Below are 26,413 nucleotides of genomic sequence, written 5' to 3' on the forward strand. Positions count from 1 at the left end.
CCGGTGGGGGTACTTCCGCAGCAGGGCCATGGGTGAGACAAGCGTTTATGAAGCGCAGCTTCATGCGCAGGCGAACGACCGCCATCTGTGATGGTGGGCCGGACCAGCCCGGTGCAAGGTCGGTCCAGGACGGGCCGTGAATTGCAGCGGAGGAAGTACCCCCACCGGGAGGCCAGGCACCGCAATTAACAGGCTGGGGCATCGGCCTGCGGAACAGCTCAAAGGCACGCGGGTAGACCTGATTAAAGGAGTAACCAGCTAAACCGTCGCTCGCCCGCCGGGACATGCTTTCTCCGCCGCAATTCAGGGGCCATCCATGGCACCCGCCTTGCTCCGCGCCATCCATGGCGCTGCTGCGAAAGCCTGTCCCGCCGGTCGATCGACTCCGTGCAGGACCCGGGCTTGCTCCGTGAACGCTAACAAATTCAACCCGGTTTAATGTCGTCCGGGCGTGATACCTGATAAACACCAAGAGGAAGAGATCATGAGAGAAGCAGTCATCGTATCCACCGCACGTACCCCCATTGGCAAAGCCTTCCGGGGTCTGTTCAACAACACCAAATCGCCCACCATGGCCTCCTTCGCCATCAAGGCTGCCGTTGAGCGCGCCAAGGTCGATCCGGCAGAAATCGAAGACCTGGTGATGGGTACCGCCATGCAAGGCGGCACTGCCGGTATGAACCTGGGACGCCTGGCAGCATTGGCCTCAGGGCTGCCCCTGACCGTCAGCGGCATGACCATCGATCGTCAGTGCGCCTCTGGCCTGATGGCAATCGCGACCGCCGCCAAGCAGATCATGTATGACGGCCAGGACGTCGCCATTGGCGCCGGACACGAGAACATTTCCCTGGTTCAGCAGAAGAACTTCGAGTGGATGGCCAGCGAGCGTGACGAGACCGTCATCAAACATGCGGCTCACGCCTACATGCCAATGCTGGAAACCGCGGAGAACGTGGCCAAGGTCTACGGCATCAGCCGTGAGGCCCAGGACGAATATGCGCTTCAGTCCCAGCAGCGCACCGCTGTCGCCCAGGAAAAGGGCCTGTACGATGACGAAATTGTACCGGTCACCACCACAAAGGCGGTGATGAACAAGGAAACCAAGGAAGTCACCTACGAAGAAGCCACCCTCGACAAGGACGAAGGCAACCGTCCGTCCACACAGCTGGAAGGCCTGGCAGGCCTCAACCCGGTCATCGAAGGCGGCTGCATCACTGCCGGCAACGCCAGCCAGCTCTCCGATGGCGCCAGCGCCTGCGTGCTGATGGACTCCAAGCTGGCCGAACAGCGTGGCCTGCAGCCCCTGGGTGCCTACCGTGGCATGGCCGTCGCGGGCCTCAAGCCCGAAGAAATGGGTATCGGCCCGGTCTACGCCGTACCCAAGCTGCTCAAGCAACATGGCCTGAAAGTGGACGATATCGGCCTGTGGGAGCTGAACGAAGCCTTCGCCGTACAGGTGCTGTACTGCCGCGACAAGCTGGGTATCCCCGATGAGCGCCTGAACGTCAACGGTGGCGCCATCTCCATCGGTCATCCCTACGGCATGAGTGGTGCCCGGATGGTAGGTCACGCGCTGCTGGAAGGTAAGCGTCGTGGCGTCAAATACGTGGTCGTTACCATGTGTGTCGGCGGCGGTATGGGCGCAGCTGGTCTGTTCGAGGTGCTGTAATGAGCCATCCCCTTGATGCATTCTCGCTCAAGGGCAAAACCGTCATGGTCACTGGTGCTTCCAGTGGCCTTGGCGCACACTTTGCCCGTATCTGCAGCCAGGTAGGCGCCCGTGTTGTCATCGGCGCTCGCAGGGTAGAAAAACTCAATCAGCTCGCTGACGACATTCGTGGCAATGGTGGCGATGTCCTCGCCGTTGCCATGGATGTTACCTCCCGCGACAGCGTCGAAGCCGCCTTCGACGCCGCCGAGGAAGCCTTCGGCGTGGTGGACGTGGTACTCAACAACGCCGGTGTCGGCGGTGCCGCCCGGGCGCTGGAAATCAGCGAAGAGGACTGGCGTTTCATGCTGGGCACCAACCTGGATGGCGTCTGGCGTGTCGCACAGTGCGCCGGCCAGCGCATGGCGAAGGCCGGCAAGTCCGGCAGCATCGTCAATATCGCGTCGATTCTTGGCCTCCGTGTGGGCAAGGGGCTGAGCCACTATGCCACCTCCAAGGCGGCCGTGGTGCAGCTCACCAAGTCTCTCGGTATGGAACTGGCCCGCTACAAAATCCGGGTCAATGCTATCGCACCGGGTTACTTCCGCACCGAGATCAACGAAGACTTCTTCGACACCGACCAGGGTCAGGAGTTTATTCAGAAAGGCGTACCCATGCGCCGTCTCGGCCAGCTCGACGAGCTTAACGGCGCCATGCTGTTGCTCGCCAGTGATGCCGGTCAGTTCATGACTGGCTCTGTGGTCACAGTGGATGGCGGCCACGTGGTCAACCCGCTGTAAACCATTCCGGCCACGCTCTCGTGGCCGGAATCCTCCCCATCAACCTTACGAAACCATTAATCCCTCCGCTCTTTTCTGTACCCCCGGGCAACCCGTTGCCATCATGTAGGGACGGATCACCCACCAGAGCAGGGATGGAATGCAGAGTCATCCAGGAAACACCCCGCCATCCGGCGACGATCAGAAAGGCAGGTCCGTTGCGGCCAATGCCATCAACTTCGCCCACATCGCCCCCGTGCTTATTGCCGGCATGGGCTTGATCGTTTTCCTCGACTGGGCGCAGGACGTACTGTTGCCACTGGTAGCAGGCATCATGATCAGCTATGCCCTGGACCCGGTGGTCTCGTCACTGGACCGTCTGCGTATTCCCCGCCCGATCAGCGCCGCACTGGTACTCAGTAGCCTGCTGGCGATCCTCGCCCTGGCGGCCATGCCCTTGCAGAGCGAAGCCATGAAAATGCTGGAGCGCATCCCGGCCGCCGTTCAGCAATTCGAGCGGGAGAGCAGCCGCCAGCCCAAATCTGAAGGGTTGATGGAGAAAGCCCAGGAGGCAGCCAAGGAGATCGAGGAATCAGCGTCCAAATCCAGGGAGGAGCAACGCAGCCGTGTACAGGCGACAGCCGTGCGTGTCGTTGAAGAGCCCTTTAACCTCAGGGACTACCTTATGGAGCGCGCGGCGGGCGGAACCATGATGGTTACCCAGCTGTTCTCCGTGCTGTTCCTCGTCTACTTCGTACTCGCTATCGGCAAGCTCTACAAGCGCAAGATCGTACGCATGTCCGGTCCGGATTTTCACAGCATGCGCAAGGTTGCTCGCATGCTCAATGAGTTCCACTACCAGATGCGCCGGTTCATCTTCGTCATGTTCCTGGGCGCGGTGTTCGTTGGTGTTCTCACCTGGCTGGCATTCATGTTCATTGGCGTTGAACAGTCCCTTCTGTGGGGTGTCCTGGCAGGTATTGCCAGTGCCATCCCCTATCTGGGTCCGTTTCTGGTCTTTATCGGTTCCGGTGCAGCAGCCTTTATCCAGTTCGGTTCCATGGATATGGCGATTGCCGTGTCAGGGGCATCACTGGTGATTACCAGTATCCAGGGCTACCTGCTGACGCCATGGCTCACCAGCCAGGTATCCAGTCTCAACGCCGTAGTCATCTTCATCGGCCTTCTGTTCTGGGGCTGGCTGTGGGGCCCCGTGGGGCTGATTCTGGCCACGCCGATCCTGATGATGACCAAGACACTGTGCGACCATGTGAAGAATCTGCAGGGGCTGGGGGAGTTGCTCGGAAAATAACCGGTGAGAGTATTCTAACGACAGGTAATATGTGATCAAATTCATGCACAAAAATTACCGGATCGCAGAGCCCATGGACGCCCACCCGGATACTCTCACACAGCTGGCCCGCCCCCACCGCAAGGCAGTACTGGTCGCCCTGCTCTGGATCACCATCAGCGGGGGCATTCTTTTCGGCTTCCTCAATGCCATGAAAGGCACCTGGGCCCTGGCCGGCGTGGAATGGGGTATGGGTCTCTACTCAGCTGTCCTGCTGTACTACGCCCACCGGACCCGGCACCTGGAGCGGTGGATACTGGCGTATATCTTCCCCTTCTTCACTGCCATGATGATCGCCCTCGCCACACCAACGGCCAGCGTGACCATATTCGGCTGGGTACTACTGATCCCGCTGGTGAGTCACCTTCTGCTGGGTCGCCGTGCAGGCCTGGCCATCTCCCTGCTGTTTATCGTCGTCGCCGCCATTATCTTCCTGTGGAGGTTCATGGATGACACGGCCGTCATGGATGCTCGCTCGGTTGCCAACATGATTGTCCTGACGGCCTGCATCACGGTGTTTTCGCATGTTTACGAAGTCAGCCGTGAGCGCAGTGAGACCCAGTTGCTGCATATGGCGCAGACCGACTTCCTCACCGGGTTGCCCAACCGGTCCCGTATCAAGATGTTCTTCGAACGGGAAAAAAGCCGTGCGGTGCGTGAGGGGCAGCCATTGTCACTGCTGGTCATCGACCTGGACCACTTCAAGCAGGTGAATGACCACCATGGCCATGAGGCGGGTGACCGCGCCCTGATCTTCTTTGCCGACCTGCTTCGCCGTCGCCTGCGGACCACCGACCTGGCAGGCCGGCTGGGCGGTGAGGAGTTTGGCGTCATCCTGGTTAACACCGCCACGGTCACGGCCAGCCAGGTGGCAGAAGAACTTCGGCAGGCCCTGGCCACAGCCAATATCGAACACTCCGGTGAAGCCATACCCTTATCACTGAGCGTCGGCGTTGCCGAACTGGGGGTGGATGGTGAAACTCTCCAGGACCTGCTGGCGGTTGGCGACAGCCGCCTTTACCAGGCCAAGGAACAGGGGCGTAACCGGGTAGTGCCCCCACCAGTGACCAGCCGGGCAGCAGCATCATCTCAGTCTGATCGCTGACCGGAAGGCCTCGGTTGGTGCCGACAATCCACCCGGACAGGCAGACACCAGCACCGTGACCAGCTAACATTACCCCTATTGGTATTGCCCTCAATTCATAAACAGAGATAGTGCCTGCGGATGGAGCTTGCTGACCACGCCAGCCTGATCAACGTGACGCTGTTAAACAGCTTGATTGTGGTCGCCGTAGTGCTTATTCATCATGAGAGCCTGGTCCGGCTCAGCGGGATACTGGAAAGCCTTCACCACACCCGCACACGACACTTCCGGCTCATAGTGGCGGTGTTCGGAATACTGATTGCCCACACGGTCCAGGTCTGGCTGTTCGCGAGTGTGTACTACTTCATGCACCACGCAAAGGGATGGGGCGAACTTGCCGGAAACTTCTCCGGAGCATTTATCGATGCCGTGTACTTCTCCTACACCACCTTTACCACGTTGGGCTTTGGCGACATCGAGCCGCTGGGGGCACTGAGGTATCTCACCGGGATCGAAGCATTGGCCGGGCTGGTACTAATCACCTGGAGCGCCTCTTTCCTCTACATGGAAATGCAGCGGTACTGGCCTACCCGATAGTAGCATCTCGCATGGTAGACGGTGCCGTGCAAATACCGGCTCAAAGGTTGAGGGACCGTTTTCCCTTGCTGAAACTACGCCACAGGAGCCGGTACGCCAGCGCCGCCGGTGAGCGGGGCGCAAACCAGTGGACGGGCTGGCGCAGTTCACCCATGCGTTCCACGTCACTGGCATAGGGAATGTAACCCGGCATCAGTTGTTCCAGTTCTTTGGGGGGCTGCTCCAGCAGTTGCCGGTGAAGCCTTTTACGGCGGTCGACCATGGTCCAGAACGGATAGAACTTGCGTCGATCGACCTTCTTGTCGGCAATGAAAGCCTGCATCTGGTGCCAGCTGTTGAGTGACAGCCAGGTGGGCACCAGTGGAACCAGCACCCGGTCCGAGACCCGGAATACCTGTTCCGCCAGCCGCGACAGGGAAGGCGGGCAGTCCAGGACGACCAGGCCGTAATCCTCCCCCAGGGGCTCCAGCCAGTCCGCCAGGGTGTTGCGGTCGCCGTGCTTTTCCAGTTGCAGGTCAATATTGCGGAAACTGACGTCCGCGGGGATCAGGTCCAGGTTATCAATCCCGGTCGGCACAATGGTCTTGCCGATCGGCGTCTTGCCCTTCACCAGCTTGCCCGCCTTGGGCACACGGGCGTCGCCGTCACCGGTGTTACCGAAATACCAGCTGACCGCTCCCTGGGGGTCCAGGTCCCAGAGCAGGGTGGGAATTCCGGACTCCGCAGCCAGGGCGGCAATGTTGGAGGCAGCGGCTGTTTTACCGACACCACCCTTGAGATTATGAAACGCAATGATCTTCACTGACCGAGCCTCGTCCGTTCAGGTTTCTGGCCCTTCGACCTGCCTGGTTGGGGCTCGCCACTCGTGAAACTGCTCCAGCAGTGACAGAAGGGCGGGAATAACAACCAGCACCAGCACGGTTGCCAATGCGAGACCGAAGGTGATCGACGCCGCCATGGGTATCAGGAACTGGGCCTGCAGGGACGTCTCGAACATCAGCGGCAACAGACCGCCGATGGTAGTAAGAGAGGTCAGTATAACGGCCCTTACCCTTTGTACCACCGCTTCGTTCAGTGCTTCATTAACCGCAAGCCCCTTCCGTCGCTCTGCCTGGTAGAAAGACACCAGGATAATGGCATTGTTCACCACGATACCGGACAGGCCGAACAGGCCGAACAGGGACAGCACCGTCAGCTTCAGCCCCATCAGCCAGTGCCCCAGCATTGCACCAATCAGGGCAAAGGGAATAATCGCCATGACAATCAGCGGCGTGGTCCAGGAGGCGAATACCCACACCAGCACCACGTACATCAGCGCCAGGCCTGCAATAGCGCCAACTTTCATGTCATTCAGGGTCTGTCGCTGGTCCGCCGAGCGCCCCTCAAAGCTGTACCGGACGCCCCAGGTGTCCGCCAGTTCCGGCAAGGTGTGGGTACGCAGGGACTCCAACACCTGGCCGGCGGTGGTTTCCGCCGGGTCCAGTTGGGCCGTCACTTCCACCGCCAGCTGGCCGTCGGCATGGCGCAGCGCATCAAAGCCCTGGCGGGGGCTGAGGGTGATCACCTGTTCCAGCGGCACGAAGCGACCATCAGGGAGGCGGATGGTCAGCCGTGACAGGGTGCTGACCCGCTCGCGCTGCTCCCGGGGTAACTGGACCCGGACCTCGATCTCGTCCCGGTCATCCTGGTAGATCTGCACCACCCGGCCATCAAAGGCCGCCCGCAACTGTCGCCCAACATCCAGGGTGGTCAGCCCGAGACTCTCACCCCGGGGCGAGACTTCGTAGATCAGCTGCTGCCGCCCCCAGGGCAGGTCATCCTCGGAATCAAGCACACCCGGCAGGGAGCGCATCGCTGCGGAGAGAGACTCTGCGGCCCGCTTCAGACTAATGGTATCTGCCCCGGTAAGGCGGACATTCACATCCCGGCCCGGCGGACCCGCTTGCCGTTCCGTAATCGTCAGGTTCTCCATGCCCGGGGGCAGCTGGATCCGCTCTCGCCATGCCCGCACAAACCGGGCATTGCGCACGGTGCGATCGTCAGGATCGACAAGCTCCAGCATCATGGAACCCACATCATCACCGGAACGAGCCGAACCGTCACCGGACTGGGCGCTGCCGTGGGTGGTGACTGCGTGGAGGATCAGGTTACCCCCCAGGGCTTCCTCGGTTTCATTGAGGGTTTCTTCCAGGTGTACCAGGAAGCGGTCCACGGTCTCCCGGTCGGTACCGGCGACAAAATTGGCATTGGCATAGAGCACGCTTGGTTCGGGCGTCGGAAAGAAACTGAAGCCGATACGGTCACCCGCCCACAGGCCGAAGGTGCCTGCGGTCAGTGTGAACAGGCTCGCCAACACGATGGAACGGTGCGCCAGTGTCCAGCGGGAAAGCCTCCGGCAGGGCCCCTGGCGGAACGCCTCAAAACGCCGGTCGAAGCCCTGTCGAATTCGTTCCAGCCGGCCAACGCGGGCACCTGGTTTACCCGGGGTAAAGGCATGGCGGAGGTGGGCCGGCAACACGATAAAGCACTCAAGCAGCGAGGCTACCAGTACACAAATCATGACAACGGGGATATCCCCCAGGATGTTACCGATGACGCCGCTGACCACCAGTAACGGCATGAACGCCGCCACGGTGGTCAGTGAAGAGGCCAGCACCGGCCACACCATGCGCTTGGCAGCCCCCTCGGACGCATAGGCGGACTGCTCCCCCATCCGGGCATGGGCATCGGCATCTTCCCCCACCACGATGGCGTCATCGACGATGACACCCAGGGCCATGATCAGGGCGAATAGCGACATCATATTGATGGAACCGCCGTACAGCCAGAGCGCACCCAGTGCGGCCATGAAAGCCGTGGGAATACCCACTGCCACCCACAGGGCAACCCGCCCCGGCAGGAACAGGTACAGTAATATCAGCACCAATACCAACCCGCCCAGGCCGTTACTGGTCAGCAGCGAGATCCGCTGATCAATCAGCTCCCAGGTCTGGTCATAGACTTCCAGCGACACCGTCGAGGGCAGCTGTGGCCGGGTTTCGTCCATCCACTTTTCCAGTATCTCAGCCGCACGCAGGGAATGCCCCTGCTCGGCCCTCAACAGGCGCAGCTCCACGGCGGGTTTGCCATCCTGGGTTAAAGTAACCTGTTGGTCCCGGGCCTCCTGCCGGATAATGGCAATATCCCCCAGGCGGATCCGTTCCCGGTTGTCTGCAATGACCGAAAGGTCGGCAAAGTCCTCCGGGGAACGCCCCTGGCTGGTAGCCCGCAGCTCCCGGGTGGCATCCTGCTGCCCCATCAGCCCGGCGGGCAGGTCCCGTGACTGGGCCTGGACCCGGTCGGCAATGTCATCCAGCGACAACCCCAGGGCCTGCAACCGCTCCACCGGCACATCGATGCTCATCTGCACTTCCGGCAGCCCGGTGATTTCGATACGGTCAATACCGGCCCGTAACAGCTCGTCCTCATAGCGATAGGCCAGGCGACGGAGTTCTTCCGGCGCCAGGTCGCCATGCATCAGCAGACGGGCCACCGGCTCATAGCGGCCAACCCGGCTGACCCGGGGTGTCTCGGCATCTGCCGGCAGGTTACTGAACTCCTCTACCTGCTGGCGTACATCATCCACTGCCTGGATGGGCTCGGTGCCTTCCTCGAACTCCAGGGTGATACTGGCCACCCCCTGGGCAGAGGTAGACGTCATTTTTTTCAGGCCATTGATACTCCGGAAGCGCTGCTCCAGTGGATCAGTAATGCCCTGCTCTATGTCTTCCGCCGCAGCCCCGCTCCAGACCACCTGGACATTGACGATATCCAGGGCAAAGGTGGGAAAGAACTGGATGTTCATGCGCATCAGGCCCAGGGCACCGGCCAGCAGCATGAGGATCATCACCAGGTTGGCGGCAACCCGGTGGTGCACAAAGAAGCCGATAATTCCCTTGCGGCGACGGCTCATTCAGTCTCTGCTCCCGATGCTTCCGCCACGGCGACTTTCAGGCCTTCAATGGCATTGGGCAGGTGGGTGGTGATGATGAGGTCACCCTGCTGCAACCGCTCGCTACGCACCAGGGCGTCGTAATAGCCACCTTCCCTGAGAACTTCCCCCACCTGCTCGACCGGCACCCGGTGCATCCGCCCCTCTTCGGTCATCACATACAGACTGTCGCTCCCGTACAGGGCGCTGTAGGGCACAGCCACCACCGAATCCACCGCCGGACGAAGCACCACCAGGGGCACCATGTCGCCAGGTCGAAGGCCAGCCTGGTCTTCCCGGAGCCGGAAAAGACCCAACGGCCCCCGGGTATCGCTCTCACCCGCAAAGCCGGTCAGTGTCAACCGGAACCGCTGATCTTCTGACGTTGCCTGCACTGGCTGATCGTCCTCCAATGCTTTCTCCAGCGCCTGCGCAAACCGGGCAGGTATACGGGCACGCACTTCCAGGGCCCGGGGTTGGTAGAGGGACAACAGCGACGAATTGGCGGTCACCCGGTCACCCACAGCCACTTCAACCCGTGCTACCACGCCATCGAAAAGGGCCGTTGCGGTGGCCCGCTCAGCATCCCGCCGGGCCGCTGTCAGGGCTGCCTCGGCACGTTGCAACCTGGCTTCCAGGCTGTCCAGCCGGGCCGGGTGCTCTGCCAGGTTCTGCTCCCGCAGGGTAACCGCCAGCTCTGCTTGCTCCATGGCGTCCCGGGCAGTGTCCAAATCCCGCTGGGAAGCCAGGTTGCTACCCTGCAGCGACCGAGTACGTTCAAGTTGCCGGCGGGCGTTTTCACGAATGGCCTGTTCCCGGGCCAGCGCCTTGCGGTCGGTTTCCACCCGGATCTGCTCACTGCGTATCTGGGCCCGCAGGTCAGCTACTTCGGCCTCCGCCTGTTGCAATGCGGGCTGCACGTCGGCGGGATCCAGGGCCACAAGCAGGTCGCCACTGGCAACACGGCTTCCCTCACTGACCGGTCGTTCCGCTATCCGGCCCGAAACCGGTGCAGTAACGGTCATCAGGTCGGGCGCCACCACCTCGCCATAGACCGGTAGCGCCGGCTGCCAGGCGCCAAATTCGGCTTCCATCACCTGCACAGGCCAGGAGCGTTCGGTCTGACCCGCGGGCTCAGGCTCCGGACGAGTCAGCTTGAGCAACTGGAAAATGGCGATACCGGCAATGATGATAAACAGGGGGATCAGGCGTCTGATCATGGACAGGCACTCGTTGGAAAAGCGATTGCACCAGGAGACAGGTACCCGGTGCCTATTACGAACTGCACAGTATAGGTCAGCGGGCTTTAATGGAGGACAGGGGCACCTTGACCCGCATCATAAAAAAAGCCCTGAACGGAAAATCCGCGCAGGGCTGAATCGGTTATGCCCGCTCTGTGGATACGGACAACCGCCATTACCGGGTCAGTATATAACCTTCGCCGGCCCCGGGAATGAGGCAGAACGTCGCAGGCCAGCGGCGATAGTTGCGCCGGTAAACAAATGATCCCGGACAGAAACCTGGCGGGTTCCGCTGGCATTACAGGGTATAGCGCCCTTAAGCTTGGCATAATGGTTTTCGAACCCTCGACCAATCACACACGGACTGCGTTATGTCGGCAAAGAAATGGCTCCCCTGGATCCTGGTGGCATTACTGGCAATTGCCGCAACCTGGGCCTGGAACCAATACCGTCCCGGCGAATTGCCGGACTACGTCGTCAGTGGCAATGGCCGCATTGAAGCTACGGAAATCGACATTGCCACCCGGTCCGGTGGACGATTGCTGGAGGTGATGGTCCGGGAAGGTGACTTTGTTGATGCCGGACAGTTACTTGCGCGAGTCGATACCGAAAGCCTGCAGGCCTCACTGGCGGAAGCGCAGGCCCAGGTCCAGCAAGCCCGGCATTCCGAAATGGCCGCCGAAGCCCTGGTGTCACAAAGGGAAAGTGAAAAAGCGGCCAGCCTGTCCGTGGTGGCGCAGCGCCAGACTGAGCTGAACTCCGCCCGCAATCGCCTGAAGCGCTCCCAAGCCCTCGCTGACCGCGGCTCCATCTCCACCCAACAGCTGGAGGATGACCAGGCCGCCGTAGCCGGCGCTACAGCCGCCCTGAATGCGGCAAAGGCCCAGGTCTCCTCCATGGATGCCGCGATCGCCGCAGCCAAGGCACAGGTAGTCCAGGCGCAGTCCCTGATCAGGGCAACCGAAGCGACCGTGGAAAGACTGCAGGTAGAGATCGACGACGCGGACCTCAAGGCACCCCGTGCCGGCCGCGTACAGTACCGGGTTGCGGAACCCGGTGAGGTGCTGGCCCCCGGGGGCCGCGTGCTGAACATGATCGACATCAGCGAGGTGTTCATGACCTTCTACCTGCCGACCACCGCTGTCGGGCGGGTGGCCCTGGGCACAGAGGTGCGGCTGGTACTGGATGCCGCACAGGATGTCATCGTACCGGCCAGGATTTCCTTTGTGGCGAGCGAGGCCCAATTCACACCAAAGACTGTCGAGACCCAGAGCGAGCGGCTCAAGTTGATGTTCCGGGTGAAGGCCAGCATTGATCCGGCACTTCTCAAAAAATACGCCCGTCAGGTGAAGACCGGGCTGCCCGGCATGGCTTACCTGCGGCTGGATGAGTCCCGGGACTGGCCAGCGGAGCTCCAGATGCCACAAGTGCAATAACCGGTGAGCCCCATGAATGGCCGCACGGACGCCCGACCCGCTCCAGTGATCCGGCTTGACGGAGTCACCCTCCACTACCGCAAGCACCCTGCCCTGCAGGACATCACCCTTGAGGTCCCAGGCGGCTGCATGGTGGGGCTGATCGGGCCGGATGGTGTCGGAAAGTCCAGTCTGCTGTCCCTGATTGCCGGCGCCCGCGCGATCCAGCAGGGCTCGATCCATGTGCTTGGCGGTGAGATGGCGGACGCCCGCCACCGCAGGCTCACGGGTCCGCGGATCGCCTACATGCCCCAGGGGCTTGGCAAAAACCTCTACGCCACCCTGTCGGTTCAGGAGAACCTGGATTTCTTTGCCCGGTTGTTCGGCCATGAGCGGCAGGAGCGCGACCAGCGCGTCAATGAACTCCTTGCTGCCACCGGCCTGCTGGAATTCCGTGACCGGCCCGCCGGCAAGCTGTCCGGCGGCATGAAGCAGAAGCTGGGGCTGTGCTGTGCATTGATCCATGACCCGGACCTTCTGATACTGGACGAGCCCACCACCGGGGTCGACCCGCTCTCCCGCTCCCAGTTCTGGGCACTGGTGGAACGGGTGCGAAGCCGCCGCCCGGGCATGAGCGTGGTCATTGCCACTGCCTACATGGAAGAGGCCGAGCGCTTTGACTGGCTGGTCGCCATGGACGAAGGCCGGGTACTGGCCACAGGGACCGCAGAGGCACTGCGGGAGCGCACCGATACAGACACGCTGGAAGCGGCATTTATCCGCCTGCTGCCGGAAGAGAAAAGCCGCAAACACCAGGCAGTCACCATCCCGCCACGCACCAATGGAGCGGACGGACAACCCGATATCGCCATCGAGGCCGAAGGGCTGACCATGCGATTTGGCGACTTTGTGGCGGTGCAGGGCGTTAACCTGCGGGTGGAGCGGGGCGAGATCTTCGGCTTCCTGGGCTCCAACGGTTGCGGCAAGACCACCACCATGAAAATGCTGACGGGCCTGTTGCCAGCGTCGGAAGGCAATGCCCGACTGTTCGGGCACCCGGTGGATGCCACGGACCTGGATACCCGCCGCCGGGTGGGCTATATGTCCCAGTCCTTTTCCCTGTACTCGGAGCTGACCGTACGCCAGAACCTGGAGTTACACGCCAGGCTGTTTCACCTGCCACCACACAGCATTCCCCCACGTGTTGCGGAAATGCTGGAGCGTTTTGGCCTCGAGGCTGTAGAGGACGAACTTCCCTCCGCCCTGCCCCTGGGGGTCCGGCAGAGGCTGTCCCTGGCGGTGGCAGTGATCCATCGCCCCGAGCTGCTGATACTGGATGAACCCACCTCCGGGGTGGACCCCATCGCCCGCGACCAGTTCTGGCAACTGCTGATCGACCTGTCCCGGGAAGACAGGGTAACCATCTTTATCTCCACCCATTTCATGAACGAAGCGGAGCGCTGTGACCGGGTCTCGCTGATGCATGCCGGCCAGGTCCTGGCCAGCGACACACCCACCGCCCTCAGGGAAACCAGGGGCGCAGAAACCCTCAACGATGCCTTCGTTGCCTGGCTGGAAGAGGCCGCCGGCAAGGCTGATGAAAGCGTGGCTCCGCCAGTGGCCAGGGGCAATGAAAACGGCAGGACACCCGGACGCTTCAGCCTGCTGCGCCTGTTCAGCTACAGCCGCCGGGAAAGCCTGGAACTGCAGCGTGATCCGATCCGCGCAACCCTGGCCTTACTGGGATCGGTAATCCTGTTGGTGATCATGGGTTACGGCATCAGCATGGATGTGGAAGACATCCGCTTTGCCGTGCTGGACCGGGACCAGACCAGCACCAGTCGCCAGTACCTGCTGAACCTCAGTGGCTCAAACTACTTTATCGAGCGCCCCCCGATTACCGACTACGGTGAACTGGACCGGCGCATGCGCAGCGGTGAACTGGAACTCGCTCTGGAGATACCGCCGGGATTCGCCCGTGACCTGCAACATGGCCGCCCGGTTGCCATGGGTGCCTGGGTGGACGGCGCCATGCCCAGCCGGGCAGAAACCGTAGCCGGCTATCTGCAGGCGCTGCATGGCGGCTGGTTGCAGGAGCAAATGCGTTTCCAGTCCACACCCGTCAGTCAGTCTCTCTCCATCAATGTCGAAACCCGTTACCGCTACAACCCTGACGTCGCCAGCCTGGTGGCCATCGTGCCCACGGTCATCCCGCTGTTGCTGATGATGATTCCCGCCATGCTGACGGCCCTGAGCGTAGTACGGGAAAAAGAGCTGGGCTCCATTATCAACTTCTACGTTACACCGGTGACGCAGCTGGAGTTCCTGTTGGGCAAGCAGATCCCCTACATCGCACTGGCCATGGCGAACTTCCTGCTGCTCACCGCACTGGCGGTTTTCGCCTTTGGCGTTCCCTTCAAGGGCAGTTACCTCGCCTATGTAACCGCCGCCCTGCTCTATGTAATGGCCGCCACCGGCCTGGGGCTGCTGGTGTCCAGCTTTATGCGCAGTCAGACGGCAGCCATCTTCGGCACCACCATAATCACCCTGATACCTGCTGTGACCTTTTCCGGTATGACGACACCTGTATCGGCGCTGGAGGGTATTCCCCGGGTAATTGGTGAGATCTATCCCACCTCCCACTTCCTGACCATCAGCAGTGGCACTTTTTCCAAGGCGCTGGGGTTTGCCGACCTGTCCGGCTCGTTCTGGCCGCTGGCGTTGTCCGTTCCCGTCATCCTGGGTCTCAGCCTGATAGCCCTGAAGAAGCAGGAGCACTGACCGTGGAACAACTGGGCAACATCTTTCACCTGACCATCAAGGAATGGCGCAGCCTGGGCCGGGACCGGATCATGCTCGCGCTGATCCTGTTCGCTTTCAGCGTCAACATCTACATCAGCAGTGCCAGCATCCCCGAAACCCTGCACATGGCACCGATTGCCATCGTCGATGAGGACCGCTCCCCCCTGTCGATTCGCATGACGGGGGCTTTCTACCCACCCTGGTTCCTTCCCCCGGCCAGTATCGAGCAGCGCCAGATCGATCCGTTGATGGACGCCGGCGACTATACGTTTGTACTGGATATCCCTCCCGGCATGCAGCGGGATCTGCTCGCCGGCAACCAGCCCACTGTGCAACTCAACGTGGATGCCACCAAGCTGACCCAGGCATTTCTCGGAGCAGGCTATATCCAGGCGATTCTCTCTGATGAAACCCGGGCGTTTGTACAGGGAGACCGCAGCGTCACGTCTCCCGTGGAACTGGAGATCCGCAACCGCTTCAACCCGGCCCTTAGCCAGAGCTGGTTTGGTGCGGTGATCGAACTGATCGACAACATCACCATGTTGTCGATCATCCTCACCGGCGCGGCCCTGATCCGGGAACGGGAACACGGCACCATCGAACACCTGCTGGTGATGCCGCTGCGGCCGGTGGAGATCATGGTAGCCAAGGTGGTGGCTATGGGGCTGGTGGTACTGCTCGCTTCCAGTACCTCCCTGGCACTGGTGGTAAAAGGATGGATGCAGGTGCCTGTTGAGGGGTCAACACTGCTCTTCGTTCTGGTGGCGGCCCTGCATCTGTTTGCCACCACCTCCATGGGAATCTTCCTGGCAACGGTGGCCCGGTCCATGCCACAGCTGGGGATGCTGATCATTCTGGTGCTGATCCCCCTGCAACTGCTTTCCGGCGGCGCGACGCCTTTCGAAAACATGCCTGCCTTCATCCAGGTCATCATGCAGCTGGCACCCACCACCCACTTCATCAGCCTGGCCCAGGCCATCCTCTTCCGGGGGGCGGGGCTGGCCATCATCTGGCCATCCCTGCTTGCCCTGTTGGTGATCGGCGGGGTGTTCTTTGCCCTGTCGTTGCGGCGTTTCCGCAAGAGTATTGCCACAATGGCCTGATATCAGGCCTTCTTGACGAACTCGGACTTCAGCTTCATCGGGCCGATGCCGTCGATCTTGCAATCGATATCATGGTCGCCGTCTACCAGGCGGATGTTCTTGACCTTGGTACCAACCTTGACCACCAGCGAGGAACCCTTCACCTTCAGGTCCTTGATAACGGTCACCGTATCACCATCCGCCAGTGGGTTGCCGTTGGCGTCGCTGACGGAAAGCCCGCCAGATACTTCGGACGGCTCGCCACCGGCTTTCCATTCATGCCCACACTCCGGGCAGACAAGGAACTCACCATCTTCATAGGTGAATTCGGACTGGCATTCAGGACAACTCGGTAAAGTGCTCACGATAAGCCTCGCTCTGTGGAAGGTCACAAGCGCTGGATGAGACAGACGGGACACTAGACGCCTGGCCACTCAGTACCCAACACTTCAAGGGGCGGGCATTATAGCGTATGGAGACAACTCAATGGGGGGCACACCCCACATGGGTGCCTGGGGACTGTGGGTTGCCTCCCTGAACTACCCCTTTGCCGGCACAAAAACCGGCGCACCGTCGGCTTCCACGGTGATCAGTTTCTGGTTATACAGGCTCTCCAGGGCAGACGGGACCAGCATCTGGCTGGCATGGCCCCAGCAGGCCTCACCATTCGGAAAGAGTAACAGAAGGTGGTCGCACCAGCGGGCGGCCAGGTTCAGGTCATGCAGGCACATGAAAATGGCCCGGCCGGCCTCGGCCTGCTGCTTCAGCAACTGCATGACGGCAACCTGGTGGTGAAGATCCAGGTGGTTGGTGGGTTCATCCAGCAACCAGGTATCCGGGTTCTGGGTCAGTACCGTGGCGATGGCTACCCGCTGGCGCTCACCTCCTGAAAGCGTGCTGACCAGCCGATCCTTCAGGTGAACCACATCCAGGGCCTTTAGCGCTGCCTCAGCGCGGTTCAGGTCATCGCCGCTTTCCATCTGCCAGAGGGACAGCCACGGATGGCGTCCGATCAGGGCGGTTTCCAGTACGGTGGCCGGAAAGCCATCCTGCCGGTCCTGGAACACCAGGCCCAGCTGTTGGGCCACGCTGCGCCGACGCACCTCCGTAAGCGGGTACTCACCCAGGCGAACCTCACCCTCCCGCGGCAGCCGCAGGCCCGCCAGCGTATGCAGCAAGGTGGTTTTGCCGGCACCATTCGGCCCCAGCACACCCCACACCTGGCCCGCTTCAACCGTCAGGTTCAGCGGGGAACCACCCGTCCGCCCCGGAATGTCGATCACCAGCTGACGAGCCTGCAAGGTGTCCATCAGCGACTCCGGTACAGCAGATAGAGGAACGTGGGCACGCCCAGCAACGCCGTAATGACACCGACTGGCAGTTGTTCGGGGGAAATCACCACCCGGGCCAGGGTATCTGCCAGTACCAGCAGGGCGCCGCCGCCCAGGGCGCAGGCAGGCAGGATAATGCGCTGATCATTGCCCAGCACCAATCGGAGCATATGGGGCACCACCAGCCCGACGAAGCCGATGCTGCCAGCGGTGGTAACCGCAGTAGCGGTCAGCAGGCTGGCGCCAATGTAGATGGTCCATTCCATGGGGCGCACGTTTACCCCCAGGGCAGCGGCCTGCAAAGGCCCCCGGGCGAGCACATTCAGACTGCGGCCCGCAGGTATAACCAGAAGGCAGGCGAGTACCAGAAGCACAAAGGCCGGCCAGGGGGACCCCGCATAAGCCACGTCTCCCATCAGCCAGTAGAGCATGCCCGGCAGCTCACGGGTCGGAGCGAGCGCCAGCAACAGGGTAATAATTGCGCCCCAGCCCGCCGCCACAACCACGCCGGTCAGTAACAGCCGGGTGGGCGTCCAGCTTCCGGTACCGTGGGCCAGGCCGAAAACCATTAGCGTTGACAACAGGGCGCCACCAAAGGCGGAAGCGGTGACAATAACGCCGGCCACCCCCGCGAGCATACTCAGCAAGGCACCCACCGCTGCGCCGCCGGACAGCCCCAGCACATAGGGATCTGCCAGCGGGTTACGCAGCAATACCTGCATCAGCGCGCCGGCAACCGCAAGCAGGCCGCCGGTAGCGAAGGCGGCAAGGGTTCGGGGCAGGCGCAGTTCCAGTACCAGCGTCCGATTCAGTTCGCTGCCGCTACCCGTGAGAGCCGCCAGGGTATCCGCCAGCGACAGGCCGGCGCTGCCCACGCTGACCGATAACACCATGGCGCCCAGCCCTGCCAGGGCCAGCAGTGCCAGGGGGCGAAAGGCGTCAAAGGCGGGCACGGGCCTGCTCCAACAGGTCGCACAACTCACGGGTGCCATCCAGCATGCGGAAGGTGGCTCGCTGCAGCAGGTCCGGGGAAACCTGGAAGAGATTGTCACTGGCCACTGCCGTCAGCGAGGGATAGTCCCGCCAGCGTTGTAGCCAGCCCTGTTCGGTATCGCCACGGCCGGCGGTAACGATTACTTCCGGGTCCACCATCAGCAGCGTCTCCACCGATATGCGGGGGACGAGGCGGGGCAGGTCACCGAACACGTTGGTGCCACCACAAAGCTGTATGGCCCTGCTGATCAGTTCATCGCCATTAATGGTCATCAGCGGCTGGTCCCACACCTGGTAGAACACCCGCACGGGCCTGGCCGTTTCATACTGCGATTCGATGGCCCTGATACCTGCCAGAAATTCCCCGGCACGCTGTTCTGCCAGCGGCTGGTGGCCGGTAAGCAGACTCAGCGCCTTCACAGTGGCGGCGATATCCTCGAACGTTCTGGGCGCCAGCCAGAACACGGGGATACCCAGCTCTGCCAGGCGGTCCAGCTGAACCCTGGAGTTTCCGTCGGTCCAGCCAATCACCAGATCTGGCTCGAGGGTCAGGATGGCTTCCAGGTCTACCCGGTTACTGTCGCCTACCCGGGGCAGCTCCCTCGCTTCAGGCGGATAGTCGCTCCAGGCGCCGGCACCCACCAGTTGGTTGCCAGCGCCAGCCGAGTAGACCAGTTCGGTGGCGCCGGGCGACAGGGATACAATCCGGACGGCCCGCTCCGACAGGCAGACCTCCCGTCCAAGGGCATCAACCGCACATAGTCCACCCGCCTTGCTGCCTGCGGCCAGCATGAGCAGTAACAGAAAACCAACTATCGAGCTTAAGCGCCACGATAGCATTACCGGGTCACCTGTCTGGACCGGGACTTACTGAAGGAAATCATAACGTACTGACAGCATTGCGGTCCTGCCGGCGCTGATGAAATATTGATCACCACTATACTGTGCCAGACGATGCTCCTCATCGAGTACATTATCCACGGTCAACTTGACCGACCATTGATCTGCCAGATTGACTCCAGTACGAAGATCCCAGTTGCCATACCCCGGGATACGCTTACGCTCGTAACTGTACCGGTGACTCTCCGCCCGAAGGGTCGTGCCGACGTACCAATCGTCGAAATGACGGTCGACATCAAGCCTGACGGTCTGCTCCGGTCGCCGGATCAGTGTGCTGCCGTCTTCCCTGTCTTCATAATCTCCAGCACTGGCACCAGCGCGCACAGTCCAATCGCTATTCTGCCAGCCCGCTGAAACTTCAATACCCCGAAGCCGCGCCTCCTTGACATTCAGAGAACGAAACTGGGTATTGTCGAAGATGATAAGCTGATCTACATCACTCTGGTAAAGGGCGACATCCCAGAACCAGTTTCCATAGTTACCTTCCATACCGATTTCGTAGCTGGTTGACTCTTCTGGCTCCAGGTCCGGATTACCGCCCCAGGCTGGTGGAGCGTACAGATCCAGAAAGGTTGGTACCTTGAAAGCTGTGCCAACACTGGCCCGTAGCCGATGGCTGGAATCAATCCGGTAGCCGTAGGATGCGCCCCATGTCTCATGGGTGCCAAACGCATCATTGTCGTCACTGCGAGCACTCAGATGAAGCTCTGATGGGCCGAAATTGAACAGGGCCTGACCAAAATAGGCATCGTTGCCGCGTTTGTCTTCGGTGAAAGACTGGGTCGAATCCAGCTGATCGGTCATGGTTTCTGCGCCAAGCACAAACTCATGCGTGCCAACCGTAAACCAGTTTTCCAGGCGAGATGTACGGGTGTTGGTATTGTATTCACCCGGGAAGGCACTCACATCATCCAGTTCATCCCTCGCATCAGAGAACTGCAGGCTTGCCCGCCAGTGGTCGGTAAGCGGAAAGTCGACGCCCACGCCTGCCACCTGGAACAAATAATCGTTGTACCCTCCTTCATACTCTGAGCGACCTTCGGCGCCAAGATAGGTCATATAAGCGCGAACGCCATTGGAAAACTCGTGACTTGCATTGAAGCTACCGGAGGTATTGTCGTAGGACTTGTCGTCTCCATTCTCCACCACCGGGGCGCCATCTGTCCGGAACCGGTTAATACCGACACCAAGAGAACTGTTTTCCTCGACGGAGGAGAGTCCAAGGGTGTAGTTCTGGGTGTCCAGGTTCCCGGCGCCGACCTCAACCCACCCTTTGGAACCCTCACCCTCTGGTGCGGTATATGCCTGAACTACCCCACCCATTGCATCTGCACCGTAAAGACTGCTCCGACTACCCCTGACGATTTCCACCCGGTTGATCAGTTGAGGTGGCAGGTAGTGCCAGGCTGGCGAGCCAGATGTTACTGAACGAATACGAATACCGTTAACCAGCAAAACCGTCCCGTCAGACTCGTGCCCACGAATAAGTACCGTCGCATTTTTGCCGAGAGAGCCGTTTGCAGAGATGGCTATGCCGGGGCGCGAAACAATGACATCCTGGAAGTCTTTAGGTTGCTGCTGGCGTATTTCGGCTTCTTCGATCGTGGTAACGGACGAAAGACTTTCACCAACCGTTTTCGGACCCAGGGTGGCGGTCACCACGATAGGGTCCATTGGCTCGGTATCGGTCTCTGACTGGGCAAAGGCATTCAGGGAAGGGGCGAGCAGGGACGCGCCTGCTACGAAAACGGGAACCTTGAGCATCATACTACTCCACAAACCGCGCGCACCCGCACGGGTTCAAGACATGCATTACGGAGTAGTCAGCGGGGCAGGCAGGACGGAGAGCGGAAAGATGCCGGGAGTCGCCTACCCGAGCCGCCCTCCGCAACTCCGGGTGTGTTCCCAGGCCGGTCTCCGGGCTTTTGAGCGAACCGCGGTGCGGTTACGGGCAACCGCCTTCCCACGACAATGCGCAGTGGCGGATTGGTTACCCTTATCTCAATTACCGTTGCGGGGGCAGCGTCGGACTGGCCCGAAGGCGCACCGACTTCCCGTTTCATCCCGCGCCATACTGGCAGCAGGACACCTGAAAACAGGGCGCAAGGCTAGCAACACCCCTTGTGGTGGTCAATGTAATTCATCAAGTGTTGCAGGCCACCCGTTCGCGAACCGCCTTGCTGCCCTGCTATATTGCAGTGGTTACCCTCAATGACACCATAGCAACAGGGCGGCCCATGCAAGCGGAACTGATCGACATCCGTAACCACTTACAGCAGCACGCACCCTTCGATGAACTGCCGGATGAGGCGCTGGACCGGGTGGCCGGCAGTATCGAGATTGCCTATTTCCAGGGCGGGGAAAAAATCCTGGAGCTGGGCCAGAAGAATACCGACCTGCATTATATCCGCAGCGGTGCGGCAGAACTCTACCGACGCTCCGGGGAGCTGTACAACCGGCTCGGCGAGGGCGAAATCTTCGGCCAGATCGGTCTGTTGATGGGTCGCCAGGTGCGCTTTCCTGCCACAGCCCTGGAGGACACCCTCATCTACCTGATCCCGTACCCGGTGTTTCAGGACCTGTTCGATAACCATGATGTCTTTGCCGACTTCGTGGAGGTAGAGGACAAGAGCCGCCTGCGCCAGGCCGTCACCCGATCGGACCAGGTCAACGACTCGATGACGGCGAAGGTCTCCCGGCTGATCTCTCGCCAACCGGTAACCGCCCCCTCCACCGTGCGCCTGCAGGAGGCCGCCCGCATCATGACCGAGAATCGGGTATCGTCCCTGCTGCTGGTTGAGGGCAGCGGGGACGACGAGGGCAACCTGGTGGGTATCATCACCGATCGTGATCTGCGCACCCGGGCCGTGGCCGACGCCCTGCCGTCGGAAACCCCGGTGGCCGATATCATGTCACCGGATCTGATCACCATCCGTCCCGATGCGCTGGTGTTCGAAGCCATGTTGCAAATGCTGCACAACAATGTGCATCACCTGCCGGTCATCGAAAAGGGCAAGCCCCGGGGTGTGGTGGCCCTGTCCGATATCGTCAAGTATGAATCCCAGAACAGCCTGTACGTGGTCAGCAACATTCACCGCCAGCCCGATGTGAAAGGCCTCAAGGCCATCAGCCAGGAAGTCCGCAACAGCTTTATCCGGATGGTAAACGAAGACGCCAATTCCCACATGATCGGCAGTGCCATGGCCGGTATCGGCCGCAGCTTTACCCAGCGACTTCTGGAGCTTGGAGAGGAGAAACTTGGCCCGCCACCGGTGCCCTACTGTTTCCTCGCCCTGGGGTCCATGGCCCGGGATGAGCAGCTTATTGTCACCGACCAGGATAACGCCATGGTACTGGATGACAGTTTCGACCCGGCTGAGCACGACGCCTACTTCCTCGCCCTGGCAAAGTTCGTCAGCGATGGCCTGGCCGAATGCGGCTATGCCTACTGCACCGGCGATATCATGGCGACCAACCCCAAGTGGCGGCAGCCCCTGAAAGTCTGGAAGGACTATTTCACCGACTGGATCGATAATCCCAAGGCGGAAGCCCTGCTCAACAGTAATATCTTCTTTGACCTGGACGGGGTGTACGGTGAGGAGCGCTACGCCGAAGCCCTCAAGGAGCTGATCGCAGAAAAAGCACAGAACAGTCAGCGATTCCTGGCCATGCTGGCCCGCAATGCCCTCAATCGAACGCCACCCCTGGGCTTCTTCCGCCAGTTTGTGATGGAGGAAGATGGCAAACAGCAGAAAACCTTCAACCTGAAGCGTCGGGGTACGGCGCCGGTATCCGACCTGATTCGGGTGCATGCATTGGCCTGTGGATCCCGGGCCCAGAATTCCTTTGACCGGCTGCGGGACATTGGCAAGACCCGCTTACTGCCGGAAGACGGCGTGGGCAACCTGAGGGATGCCATGGAGTTTATCGCTATCGTCCGTATCCGCCACCAGGCCCTGGCCATGGAAGACGGGCGCGAACCGGACAACAACGTGCGCCCGGAAGATCTGTCCCCCTTCGAGCGCAGCCACCTGAAAGACGCCTTCCAGGTCGTCAGCCAGGCCCAGAAGTTCCTGCGCTATCGTTACAACGCCCAGATTCCCCGGTAGTCCCCGTGATAACAACGTTGTACACAGGAGAGCCATGAGCACCAGACGTAGAGCATCCGGTTACGGCCATCGGCCAACCGGCGACTGGCCAGATAGAATGTCGTCACTGGCAAGGGAAACCAGTGACCCGCGCCTGAGGACCTTCTATGAGGCCTTCTCCATCACGCCCGACACCACCGTGGAAGAGGTCCCGATGGTCGCCATGGACTTCGAAACCACCGGGCTGGACCCGAACCAGCACTCCATCGTCAGTATCGGCCTGGTGCCCTTCACGTTCCGACGAATTCGCCTGGCCGAGGCCCGTCATTGGGTAGTGCGTCCGCAGTTGCCACTGCACCAGACGTCGGTCACCATCCATGGCATCACCCATACCGATATCCAGGAGGCACCAGATTTGGGGGATATCCTGGATGAGTTATTGCCGGCCCTGGCCGGCCGTATTCCGGTCGTTCACTACCGGGCCATAGAGCGGCCGTTCCTTGATGTGGCATTGCGGTGGCGTCTGAAGGAAGGGATAGACTTCCCGGTGATCGACACCATGGCCATCGAAGCCCACCTTCACCCGGACCGTAACCCCACCCGCTGGCAGCGGTTATGGGGCAAGAAGCCGGTGTCCATCCGCCTGGCGGACAGCCGGCTGCGCTATAACCTGCCCCACTACCCGGGCCATAATGCGCTGATTGATGCCATCGGCACGGCGGAGCTGCTGCAGGCACAGATTCGCCATCATTTTGGCCCGGATACGCCGATTCGGGATCTCTGGCTGTAAATCAGTCCTCCCGGACCTTTTCAATGTAATCCCCGTAGCCGGCTGCTTCCATCTGGTCCAGGGGGATAAACGCCATGGCCGCCGAATTCATGCAGTAGCGCAGGCCCGTGGGCTCCGGACCATCGTTGAATACGTGCCCCAGGTGCGAGTCGGCATAGCGGCTGCGAATCTCGGTGCGGGTCATCCACAGCTTGTTGTCTTCCCGCTCCACCACCGCCTCCGGGTTGATGGGACGGGTAAAGCTGGGCCAGCCGGTGCCTGATTTGTACATATCCCGTGACGAAAACAGGGGCTCACCCGAGACGATATCCACATAGAGACCTGGCTCCTTGTTATCCCAGTACTCATTATTGAACGCCCTTTCGGTACCGTCTTCCCGGGCCACCTCGTACTGGAGGTCGGTGAGTTCAGCCCGCAGCGTCGCCTCATCCGGCATCCGGAAACTCTCCGGATCGAAGCCGGGGCCAGCCACGATGCGGTCAGTCACCGAACTGGTGGTGCCAGCCGCCTGGCCCTGGCGATCCGGCCGGAACTGTGAGAAATCCAGCTCCTGGTCTTCACCCCAGACCTTGTCAATAAACTGGAAACGGCCGCTGTTGAAGGTGTAGACCTTGTAGCGGATGGGGTTCTTCTCGTAGTAGTCCTGGTGGTATCCCTCGGCGTCCCAGAACTTGTCCAGGGGCACGATTTCGATCACAACCGGGCCGTCGTAGCGGCCGGAATCCGCCAGCGCCTGCCTTGAGGCTTCGGCGATTTCCCTTTGCGCGTCGTCATGATAGAAAATCGCCGGGCGGTACTGCTGCCCCCGGTCCACGAACTGGCCGTTGGCATCCGTTGGATCCATAAAGCGCCAGAAACCTTCCACCAGGCCCTCGTAGGTGATCTCTTCCGGATCGTAATACACCTGGACTGCCTCGGTATGACCGGTACGGCCTGAGGACACCTGCTCATAGGTGGGTGAAGGCTCATCCCCCCCGGCGTACCCGGAGACAGCTTCGACCACACCTGGAATCTTTTCGAACCCTGCTTCCACACACCAGAAGCAGCCGCCGGCAAAGGTCGCTACGGCGAGACCCGGGTTTTCCGGTGCGTAGGCGGACTGCTCGGGCTCATTCTGGGCGACGGCCACTGCCCACAGGCCCAACGCACCTGTGATTAACAGCGCCATCCATCCTGTTCGTTTTTTCAAAACACTATCCCCTTTGCCACATCGGTCAACAAACCGCCGTGCCCTGGCAGCACCAGGGGATTCAAGCGGCCTTTCAGGCTTTGAGGGGTAACGGCCCAATGGGTTCCCCTCGAGTGAATGCCACGCCGGCTGGCGTGGAGAAGTCTGGGAAGGTATACGAACGAGCGCACTGGATAGTGCATAGGGGAAGGCCGAAAACCGGCTCCCGGGCCGTTGCAGCCCGGGAACCTGGCACCTGAATGACAGGTCAGGGGTTTCCAGCGTGAGGAACCGCCACCCGGGCGGTGTACAGGGTGGCCTCGTTGGCCTGTTTGCGACGTTTCGCGGAGGAGTCCGGCGCACAGCACATCAGCAAGGTGCGGCCATCGGTATCACCCAGCATGCAGGCGAACACGCCCTGGCCTTCCGGGGCCTTGATCTCGTCGGTGATCTCGCCGCCTTCAGCCACGCGGATACAGCGCTGGTTGAAGGCATCGGCAATCCAGATCTGCCCTTCAGCGTCCAGACAGCAGCCGTCGGGGCCGATGCTGAGCTGTTTCAGCATATCGGCACGGGGGCCGGGCGCTGGCCTCGGGCCGAACTCGGCCCAGTCCCGGCGGTCATAGAGTTCGCCGTCGTCCGCGATGGTGAAAGCGGTCATGCGGTTGCCGAAGGTTTCGCCCACCACCAGGGTTTTCTGGTCCGGTGTAATCACCATGCCGTTGGGGAAGTACAGGTCTTCCGCCGCGACACTGAGCTTGCCTTCCGGGTCAATACGCATGAGCTTGGCCGGCTGCAGGTCGGCCCCTTCCATCAGGTCGAAGCCGAAATTGCCCACCCAGACATTGCCGTCATTGGCTGCCACCAGGTCATTTACATGCCCTGTTGCGTAGCCTGACAGGTCAGCATACACGCTGGTCTCACCCTCGGGTGAACGACGCATGACCTTGCGATCCACCATCGACACGTAGACCAGGGAACCGTCCGGCAACCAACCCAGACCGGATGACTGCTCCGGCGCATCCAGTACCTTTTCCACCAGGCCGTCGGTGGTAACCGTGTAAACACCGTGGCGGTAGAAGTCGGACACCCACCAGCGGTCATCTCGCCAGCGGGGGCCTTCGAAGAAACTGCCACCATCAGTAAGAAGGTTCAGTTCTGCCATGGTTGTGTC

20 protein-coding genes and 1 riboswitch are annotated in these 26,413 nt (G+C 61.0%); of the genes, 10 read left to right on the forward strand and 10 right to left on the reverse strand.

The window, feature by feature from the left end; all coding sequences use genetic code 11:
- Positions 1-484 precede the first annotated feature (484 nt).
- The 5 genes from BM036_RS03725 (at position 485) to BM036_RS03745 (ending at position 5,459) form a co-directional block, all read left to right on the forward strand.
- A complete protein-coding gene (locus BM036_RS03725) occupies positions 485-1,669 on the forward strand; it encodes an acetyl-CoA C-acyltransferase (protein ID WP_091848887.1) in 1,185 nt (394 codons plus the stop codon).
- Entirely contained in the window at positions 1,669-2,448 is a 780-nt protein-coding gene (locus tag BM036_RS03730) for an SDR family NAD(P)-dependent oxidoreductase (RefSeq protein WP_091848888.1), read from the forward strand. The genes BM036_RS03725 and BM036_RS03730 overlap by 1 nt, the downstream gene beginning before the upstream one ends.
- A gap of 139 nt (positions 2,449-2,587) precedes the next feature.
- On the forward strand, positions 2,588-3,739 hold the full coding sequence (locus tag BM036_RS03735; protein WP_091848889.1) for an AI-2E family transporter: 1,152 nt from the start codon (positions 2,588-2,590) through the stop codon (positions 3,737-3,739).
- 43 nt (positions 3,740-3,782) lie between these two features.
- On the forward strand, positions 3,783-4,883 hold the full coding sequence (locus BM036_RS03740; RefSeq protein WP_245742454.1) for a GGDEF domain-containing protein: 1,101 nt from the start codon (positions 3,783-3,785) through the stop codon (positions 4,881-4,883).
- Positions 4,884-5,003: 120 nt separating this feature from the next.
- On the forward strand, positions 5,004-5,459 hold the full coding sequence (locus BM036_RS03745; protein WP_091848890.1) for a potassium channel family protein: 456 nt from the start codon (positions 5,004-5,006) through the stop codon (positions 5,457-5,459).
- 40 nt (positions 5,460-5,499) lie between these two features.
- On the opposite strand, the gene BM036_RS03750 is transcribed toward BM036_RS03745, so the two are convergent.
- Genes BM036_RS03750 through BM036_RS03760 form a run of 3 tightly spaced genes read right to left on the reverse strand, consistent with a single transcriptional unit; the run spans position 5,500 to position 10,649 of the window.
- Complete coding sequence (locus tag BM036_RS03750) at positions 5,500-6,261, reverse strand: ParA family protein (RefSeq protein WP_091848891.1); 762 nt, start codon at positions 6,259-6,261, stop codon at positions 5,500-5,502.
- A gap of 18 nt (positions 6,262-6,279) precedes the next feature.
- Complete coding sequence (locus BM036_RS03755; RefSeq protein ID WP_091848892.1) at positions 6,280-9,411, reverse strand: efflux RND transporter permease subunit; 3,132 nt, start codon at positions 9,409-9,411, stop codon at positions 6,280-6,282.
- Positions 9,408-10,649, reverse strand: coding sequence for an efflux RND transporter periplasmic adaptor subunit (locus BM036_RS03760; RefSeq protein ID WP_091848893.1), 1,242 nt, complete (start codon positions 10,647-10,649; stop codon positions 9,408-9,410). The genes BM036_RS03755 and BM036_RS03760 overlap by 4 nt, the downstream gene beginning before the upstream one ends.
- Positions 10,650-11,041: 392 nt before the next feature.
- Here BM036_RS03760 and BM036_RS03765 point away from each other — a divergent pair, with 392 nt between their 5' ends.
- The 3 genes from BM036_RS03765 to BM036_RS03775 are packed head-to-tail and all read left to right on the forward strand — an operon-like array spanning position 11,042 to position 15,990.
- The gene (locus tag BM036_RS03765) at positions 11,042-12,106 is read left to right on the forward strand and encodes an HlyD family secretion protein (protein WP_091848894.1); all 1,065 of its coding nucleotides are present in this window, start codon (positions 11,042-11,044) and stop codon (positions 12,104-12,106) included.
- A gap of 12 nt (positions 12,107-12,118) precedes the next feature.
- The gene (gene rbbA / locus BM036_RS03770) at positions 12,119-14,866 is read left to right on the forward strand and encodes a ribosome-associated ATPase/putative transporter RbbA (protein WP_091848895.1); all 2,748 of its coding nucleotides are present in this window, start codon (positions 12,119-12,121) and stop codon (positions 14,864-14,866) included.
- A gap of 2 nt (positions 14,867-14,868) precedes the next feature.
- Positions 14,869-15,990 carry an ABC transporter permease gene (locus tag BM036_RS03775; RefSeq protein ID WP_091848896.1) on the forward strand — a complete coding sequence of 374 codons (1,122 nt, stop codon included), beginning with the start codon at positions 14,869-14,871 and terminating at the stop codon, positions 15,988-15,990.
- A 2-nt stretch (positions 15,991-15,992) separates the two neighbouring features.
- On the opposite strand, the gene BM036_RS03780 is transcribed toward BM036_RS03775, so the two are convergent.
- The 5 genes from BM036_RS03780 to BM036_RS03800 all read right to left on the reverse strand — a co-directional run bounded on the left by BM036_RS03780 (position 15,993) and on the right by BM036_RS03800 (position 20,957).
- Complete coding sequence (locus tag BM036_RS03780; protein WP_091848897.1) at positions 15,993-16,334, reverse strand: zinc ribbon domain-containing protein YjdM; 342 nt, start codon at positions 16,332-16,334, stop codon at positions 15,993-15,995.
- Positions 16,335-16,508: 174 nt separating this feature from the next.
- Positions 16,509-17,279: an ABC transporter ATP-binding protein gene (locus tag BM036_RS03785; RefSeq protein ID WP_091848898.1), complete on the reverse strand. Its 771-nt coding sequence runs from the start codon at positions 17,277-17,279 to the stop codon at positions 16,509-16,511.
- On the reverse strand, positions 17,279-18,193 hold the full coding sequence (locus tag BM036_RS03790; protein ID WP_320108797.1) for a FecCD family ABC transporter permease: 915 nt from the start codon (positions 18,191-18,193) through the stop codon (positions 17,279-17,281). Before BM036_RS03790 ends, BM036_RS03785 begins: the two co-directional genes overlap by 1 nt.
- A 46-nt stretch (positions 18,194-18,239) precedes the next feature.
- On the reverse strand, positions 18,240-19,133 hold the full coding sequence (locus BM036_RS03795; protein WP_091848900.1) for a cobalamin-binding protein: 894 nt from the start codon (positions 19,131-19,133) through the stop codon (positions 18,240-18,242).
- A 27-nt stretch (positions 19,134-19,160) separates the two neighbouring features.
- A complete protein-coding gene (locus tag BM036_RS03800) occupies positions 19,161-20,957 on the reverse strand; it encodes a TonB-dependent receptor plug domain-containing protein (protein ID WP_177185981.1) in 1,797 nt (598 codons plus the stop codon).
- A gap of 127 nt (positions 20,958-21,084) precedes the next feature.
- Positions 21,085-21,301, reverse strand: a riboswitch (cobalamin riboswitch).
- 129 nt (positions 21,302-21,430) lie between these two features.
- On the opposite strand from BM036_RS03800, the gene BM036_RS03805 reads away from it, so the two are divergent.
- Together BM036_RS03805 and BM036_RS03810 are read left to right on the forward strand one after the other, a co-directional pair.
- On the forward strand, positions 21,431-23,302 hold the full coding sequence (locus BM036_RS03805; protein ID WP_091848902.1) for a putative nucleotidyltransferase substrate binding domain-containing protein: 1,872 nt from the start codon (positions 21,431-21,433) through the stop codon (positions 23,300-23,302).
- A 34-nt stretch (positions 23,303-23,336) separates the two neighbouring features.
- Positions 23,337-24,071 carry a 3'-5' exonuclease gene (locus BM036_RS03810; RefSeq protein ID WP_091848903.1) on the forward strand — a complete coding sequence of 245 codons (735 nt, stop codon included), beginning with the start codon at positions 23,337-23,339 and terminating at the stop codon, positions 24,069-24,071.
- Position 24,072: 1 nt separating this feature from the next.
- On the opposite strand, the gene msrA is transcribed toward BM036_RS03810, so the two are convergent.
- Positions 24,073-25,239 carry a peptide-methionine (S)-S-oxide reductase MsrA gene (gene msrA, locus BM036_RS03815; protein WP_091848904.1) on the reverse strand — a complete coding sequence of 389 codons (1,167 nt, stop codon included), beginning with the start codon at positions 25,237-25,239 and terminating at the stop codon, positions 24,073-24,075.
- 268 nt (positions 25,240-25,507) lie between these two features.
- The gene (locus BM036_RS03820; protein WP_091848905.1) at positions 25,508-26,404 is read right to left on the reverse strand and encodes an SMP-30/gluconolactonase/LRE family protein; all 897 of its coding nucleotides are present in this window, start codon (positions 26,402-26,404) and stop codon (positions 25,508-25,510) included.
- Positions 26,405-26,413 lie beyond the last annotated feature (9 nt).

The organism is Marinobacter segnicrescens (genome assembly GCF_900111555.1).
GTDB lineage: Bacteria > Pseudomonadota > Gammaproteobacteria > Pseudomonadales > Oleiphilaceae > Marinobacter > Marinobacter segnicrescens.

Excerpts from the sequence above, each read along its gene's own strand:
- BM036_RS03790 (WP_320108797.1), bottom strand. The coding sequence starts at position 18,193 with ATGGTGTTATCGGTCAGCGTGGGCAGCGCCGGCCTGTCGCTGGCGGAT.
- BM036_RS03765 (WP_091848894.1), top strand. The coding sequence starts at position 11,042 with ATGTCGGCAAAGAAATGGCTCCCCTGGATCCTGGTGGCATTACTGGCA.
- BM036_RS03805 (WP_091848902.1), top strand. The coding sequence starts at position 21,431 with ATGCAAGCGGAACTGATCGACATCCGTAACCACTTACAGCAGCACGCA.
- BM036_RS03760 (WP_091848893.1), bottom strand. The coding sequence starts at position 10,649 with ATGATCAGACGCCTGATCCCCCTGTTTATCATCATTGCCGGTATCGCC.
- BM036_RS03735 (WP_091848889.1), top strand. The coding sequence starts at position 2,588 with ATGCAGAGTCATCCAGGAAACACCCCGCCATCCGGCGACGATCAGAAA.
- BM036_RS03740 (WP_245742454.1), top strand. The coding sequence starts at position 3,783 with ATGCACAAAAATTACCGGATCGCAGAGCCCATGGACGCCCACCCGGAT.
- BM036_RS03820 (WP_091848905.1), bottom strand. The coding sequence starts at position 26,404 with ATGGCAGAACTGAACCTTCTTACTGATGGTGGCAGTTTCTTCGAAGGC.
- BM036_RS03730 (WP_091848888.1), top strand. The coding sequence starts at position 1,669 with ATGAGCCATCCCCTTGATGCATTCTCGCTCAAGGGCAAAACCGTCATG.
- BM036_RS03745 (WP_091848890.1), top strand. The coding sequence starts at position 5,004 with ATGGAGCTTGCTGACCACGCCAGCCTGATCAACGTGACGCTGTTAAAC.
- BM036_RS03800 (WP_177185981.1), bottom strand. The coding sequence starts at position 20,957 with ATGCTCAAGGTTCCCGTTTTCGTAGCAGGCGCGTCCCTGCTCGCCCCT.
- BM036_RS03725 (WP_091848887.1), top strand. The coding sequence starts at position 485 with ATGAGAGAAGCAGTCATCGTATCCACCGCACGTACCCCCATTGGCAAA.
- BM036_RS03755 (WP_091848892.1), bottom strand. The coding sequence starts at position 9,411 with ATGAGCCGTCGCCGCAAGGGAATTATCGGCTTCTTTGTGCACCACCGG.
- msrA (WP_091848904.1), bottom strand. The coding sequence starts at position 25,239 with ATGGCGCTGTTAATCACAGGTGCGTTGGGCCTGTGGGCAGTGGCCGTC.
- BM036_RS03785 (WP_091848898.1), bottom strand. The coding sequence starts at position 17,279 with ATGGACACCTTGCAGGCTCGTCAGCTGGTGATCGACATTCCGGGGCGG.
- rbbA (WP_091848895.1), top strand. The coding sequence starts at position 12,119 with ATGAATGGCCGCACGGACGCCCGACCCGCTCCAGTGATCCGGCTTGAC.
- BM036_RS03795 (WP_091848900.1), bottom strand. The coding sequence starts at position 19,133 with ATGCTATCGTGGCGCTTAAGCTCGATAGTTGGTTTTCTGTTACTGCTC.
- BM036_RS03810 (WP_091848903.1), top strand. The coding sequence starts at position 23,337 with ATGAGCACCAGACGTAGAGCATCCGGTTACGGCCATCGGCCAACCGGC.